Annotated in this window: 3 protein-coding genes and 2 pseudogenes; 2 read left to right on the top strand and 3 right to left on the bottom strand. The window is 61.4% G+C overall.

The features are described from left to right. Positions 1-400 precede the first annotated feature (400 nt). Positions 401-1,327: a glutaminase gene (locus DXT59_RS01610; protein ID WP_116135200.1), complete on the top strand. Its 927-nt coding sequence runs from the start codon at positions 401-403 to the stop codon at positions 1,325-1,327. Positions 1,328-1,333: 6 nt separating this feature from the next. On the opposite strand, the gene DXT59_RS01605 is transcribed toward DXT59_RS01610, so the two are convergent. Continuing rightward, positions 1,334-2,740 (bottom strand): inorganic phosphate transporter, encoded by a 1,407-nt coding sequence (locus DXT59_RS01605; RefSeq protein WP_116135199.1) that lies wholly within the window; start codon positions 2,738-2,740, stop codon positions 1,334-1,336. A 185-nt stretch (positions 2,741-2,925) separates the two neighbouring features. Further along, a complete protein-coding gene (locus DXT59_RS01600) occupies positions 2,926-3,525 on the bottom strand; it encodes a serine hydrolase domain-containing protein (protein WP_162877898.1) in 600 nt (199 codons plus the stop codon). Here DXT59_RS01600 and DXT59_RS01595 point away from each other — a divergent pair. Next, positions 3,518-3,781 (top strand): annotated as a pseudogene (locus DXT59_RS01595) (transposase); the annotation flags it as partial. The gene DXT59_RS01600 and the pseudogene DXT59_RS01595 sit on opposite strands and share 8 nt — an antisense overlap. A gap of 9 nt (positions 3,782-3,790) precedes the next feature. Here the strand turns inward: DXT59_RS01595 and DXT59_RS31030 are convergent. After that, a pseudogene (locus DXT59_RS31030) lies at positions 3,791-3,920 on the bottom strand (IS30 family transposase); the annotation flags it as partial.

Raw genomic sequence — 3,920 nt, 5'->3', positions numbered from 1 at the left:
CGTTGCTGCGTCAGCAGCAGAGAAACGAGATTATGCAGAACCTTTTGCATCTCGTCAACAGTTTTTTTAGCGTCGCTTGCATCTGCTAGCTCTCGAACCGTTGACGCTCAACCTCGCGGAAAACCGCTTCACACAAGGCCTCGCTTCTCTTCGGTCAGTCGCACTGACTGCACGAAAGGGCGCAATTCTAGGCCCCTTCCGCGCAGCGTGCAAGCGGTATTTGCGAGGTACCGCCGACTCGCTCGCGCGCACTGCGCGGCATCGATGTGCGAAGGCGCTTGACGCCGATACTCGCTTGCGGGTTCCATACGGGGGCTTCGCGCGCGCCCCATATATATGTAGACGGATGGCGCATGCGCGGACAGGCCTCTCGCAAGCCTATCGGTCCATAAAACAGCCAATGACTCATCAGCCGAACTACCCGCTCATCCTCGAGCAGATCCAGCGCGACATCGAACCGTGGCGAACCAAAGGCCGCGTCGCCAATTACATTCCCGAGCTCGCCAAAGTGCCCGCCGAACGCTTCGGCATGGCCGTCGTCACACTCGATGGGCAGGTGTTCGCCGTCGGCGATGCGCACGAACGCTTCTCGATCCAAAGTATCTCCAAGCTCTTCGCGTGCACGCTCGCGTTCCAACTGCTCGGCGACGCACTGTGGCAGCGCGTCGGGCGCGAGCCGTCGGGCACGGCATTCAACTCGCTCGTTCAATTGGAAACCGAGCGCGGCCTGCCTCGAAACCCGTTCATCAACGCCGGCGCACTCGTCGTGACCGATGTGCTCTGCCGCCGGTTCGTCGGGGCGGAGACCGCCCTCGTACAATTCGTTCGCCGGCTATCCGGCGCCGCCGACATCGATTACAACTCGCGCGTCGCGCAATCGGAACTCCAGCATGCCGAGCGCAATCGCGCGATGGCTCACTTCATCGCGAGCTTCGGCAATCTGGAAATGCCGCCTGAAACGGTGGTGGACGCCTATTGCCGGCAGTGCGCCATCGAAATGAATTGCGTGGAGCTCGCGCGCGCAGCACTGTTTCTCGCGGGCGGCGGCGTCTCGCCCGCTACGCAAGAGCGCATCCTCGATCCGAGTTCGACTAAGCGCTTGTCGGCACTGATGTTGACGTGCGGCACCTACGATGCGGCCGGCGACTTCGTCTATCGCGTCGGGCTGCCGGCCAAGAGCGGCGTCGGCGGCGGCGTCGTGGCGGTGCTGCCAGGGGAAATGGCCGTGTGCGTTTGGTCGCCGGGGCTCGATGCGAACGGCAACTCGCTCGCCGGGACGTTGGCTTTGGAGTGGCTGACCACGCACTCGGGCCGGTCGATCTTTTAATCGGCCTTAACCCAGGATATAGAAAAGCCCGCCCGAGAGGGCGGCCGTCACCGGCAGCGTGATCACCCAGGTCAGTACGATGCGCGCAATCATATTGCCGTGAACGCCCTCGCCGCCCGCGGCCATCGTTCCCGCGATACCCGAGGTAACGATGTGCGTGGTGCTCACCGGTAACCCCGTAAATCCCGCGGTGCCGATCAACACGGACCCCACCAGTTCGGCGCAAGCGCCCTGCCCTGGTGTCATCTGCTGCCGCCCGAGACGTTCGCCGAGCGTCCGGACGACGCGCCGATATCCCACCATCGTGCCCGCCCCTAAGCAAATCGCGCTCAGCACACGCACCCACCAGGGCGCATATTCGACGGGCGGGCTCATCGACACCAGCAACCGCGAAGCCTCGCGCCGCCGCTCGTCCGGCACATCGCTGCGCTCGCTGACGTACTTCAGTTGCGATACGACGTCGTAGACATAACCACGCAGCTGCGAGCGCGCTACGCGATCGCCTTCCCGCGCGGGTTCTCGCGCATGCAGTTCGGTCAACTGTTGCGTCAACTGCGACTGTGCGCGTACCAGCGCCTGAGCGGCAGAGGCCGCCTCGCTCTTCTGATCGTTGCCGTAAGCCGCAATCAAACCTTGCGCTTGCGCCGCGTGCGAGGGCAGCGATGAGAGTTGCGCGACCGCATTGGGATTGAGCGCGTAGGTGGCGGGCAGTAGCCCGATGATGGTCAGCATGATGAGGCCGATGCTCTTTTGTCCGTCGTTCGTCCCGTGCGAAAAACTGACTGTCGTGCACGTTGTCACGAGCAAGGCGCGCAACCACCAGACCGGCCGCTCGTTCCGGGCCGGCGGCGTGAGCAAGTGACCTCGGCGGACGATTAGCCTCAACGCAAGATAAAGACCGCCCGCGATAACGAACCCAAGAACCGGCGAGATAGCCAATCCCTTCAGCACCGTTGCGATCAATTGCCAGTCGACGCTGCGGCCGAGGTTGCGCGAATTCATGAGCGCGTCCGCACAAGCGACGCCGATCAAGGCGCCGATCACGCAATGCGAACTGCTATTGGGCACGGCAAACGCCCAGGTCAATACATTCCAAAAGAGCGCCGACGCGAAGATCGATACGAGCATCGGGACGGCTGGGGAGCCGTCTGGCGGCGTCAGCACGTCAGGAGGGAGTATCTCGACCAGCGCGTAGGCCACGGAAATGCCGCCCACGAGTACACCCACGAGATTCATGATGCCCGACCAAACCACGGCATGCACCGGCTCTAACGAGTGCGTATAGATGACCGTGGCAACAGCATTGGACGAGTCGTGAAACCCATTGCTCGCCTCGAACGCCAGAACCATGACGAGGCACACCACGAGCATCGCGACAATGACAGCGGAAGACGGGGCAAAGTGAGCAAGCATGTTGGCGGCAAGCGGTTGGTATCAGGCACCCAAAACGGCACCGCCGACGCTCATCGCTAAATGCGTACCCGGACGTGTGAATTTTGCGTGACGGCCTGGCCCTATTTATGCTTGGCGGTCGATGGACGATTGCGCGGTTCTAAGACCGCGTGCGAGAACTTCGTCGAGATGCGTGAGAACACCCATCACTCAGACGCAAGGTCGTGGACTCCGTACTGGGCGACTAACGCATTCCATAAGCCGAAAATTTCCCGCATTGCCGGATCGTGGTCGCTGGTCCAGACGGCAGTCTGTACAAGTACGAGTTTCGAACTCGGGTCGACGATAATTCTCTGACCGTCCATTCCCTGCAACGCGAACATGCGCCGCTCGCCTGGCAGTATCCATACCTGATAGCCGTATCCGAATACGGGGTTCGCGGTCCCCGGCGCTAGAAAGCTGTCACCGGGCGCGACGGTCGTGGCGCGCAAAATCCAATCCCTCGGTACGATTTGCTGCCCATTCCACCGGCCGTCATAGGCGAGCATCAAGCCGAACCTCGCCCAGTCGCGCAGCGTAGCGTTCATACAGCAAAAGGCGATGGTTTGACCGCTCGCATCGTGCCCCCACGAGGCGTCGGACTGCATACCCATCTTTTTCCAAATACGCTCGCTCGCGTATTGGGCGACGCTCATATGCGTCGCACGGCTCAAGACTAGCCCGAGCACCTCCGTTTCGATGCTTGCGTAGCTGAAATGCGTACCGGGTGCGCGTTCGCGTACATGGAAGAAAGAAGAAATGTTCAAGGTACCGCACCAGGTGTACACGGCGGAGTTCAAGGAAGCCGCCGTGCAACGAGTCAAGGACGGGCAAGGCATAAGCGCCGTGGCTCGCGAGCTAGGCATGTCGATGCAGACTTTGCGCAACTGGCTCAAGGCTTCCGAGGCGGGCAAGCTGAACGGCCCCGGAGCGAAGGTCGTCACGGCAGAACAGATGGAACTCTCGCGCCTGCGAGCGGAGAACAAGCGCTTGCAGATGGAGCTGGAAATCGCAAAAAAAGCGGCGGTAGGTTCAATGAGTCGCTGCAACAGCCTCGCGTAGTTTATCGGCCGGAGATATGAAGCCCAAGGTCTTTCTGGGCCTTTCGTTGAGCCGTGCTGCGATTTTGTTCAGCTGCGCCTGCGAGTATTGATCAAGTTGC

The organism is Trinickia diaoshuihuensis (genome assembly GCF_003390925.1).
GTDB classification, from domain to species: Bacteria; Pseudomonadota; Gammaproteobacteria; order Burkholderiales; family Burkholderiaceae; genus Trinickia; species Trinickia diaoshuihuensis.
The sequence above is the reverse complement of the archived record's forward strand: the minus strand, read 5'-3'. Positions and strand labels throughout refer to the sequence as shown.

Bases quoted from the DNA above. Each gene is read 5' to 3' on its own strand.
- DXT59_RS01605 (WP_116135199.1), bottom strand. From the start codon at position 2,740: ATGCTTGCTCACTTTGCCCCGTCTTCCGCTGTCATTGTCGCGATGCTC.
- DXT59_RS01610 (WP_116135200.1), top strand. From the start codon at position 401: ATGACTCATCAGCCGAACTACCCGCTCATCCTCGAGCAGATCCAGCGC.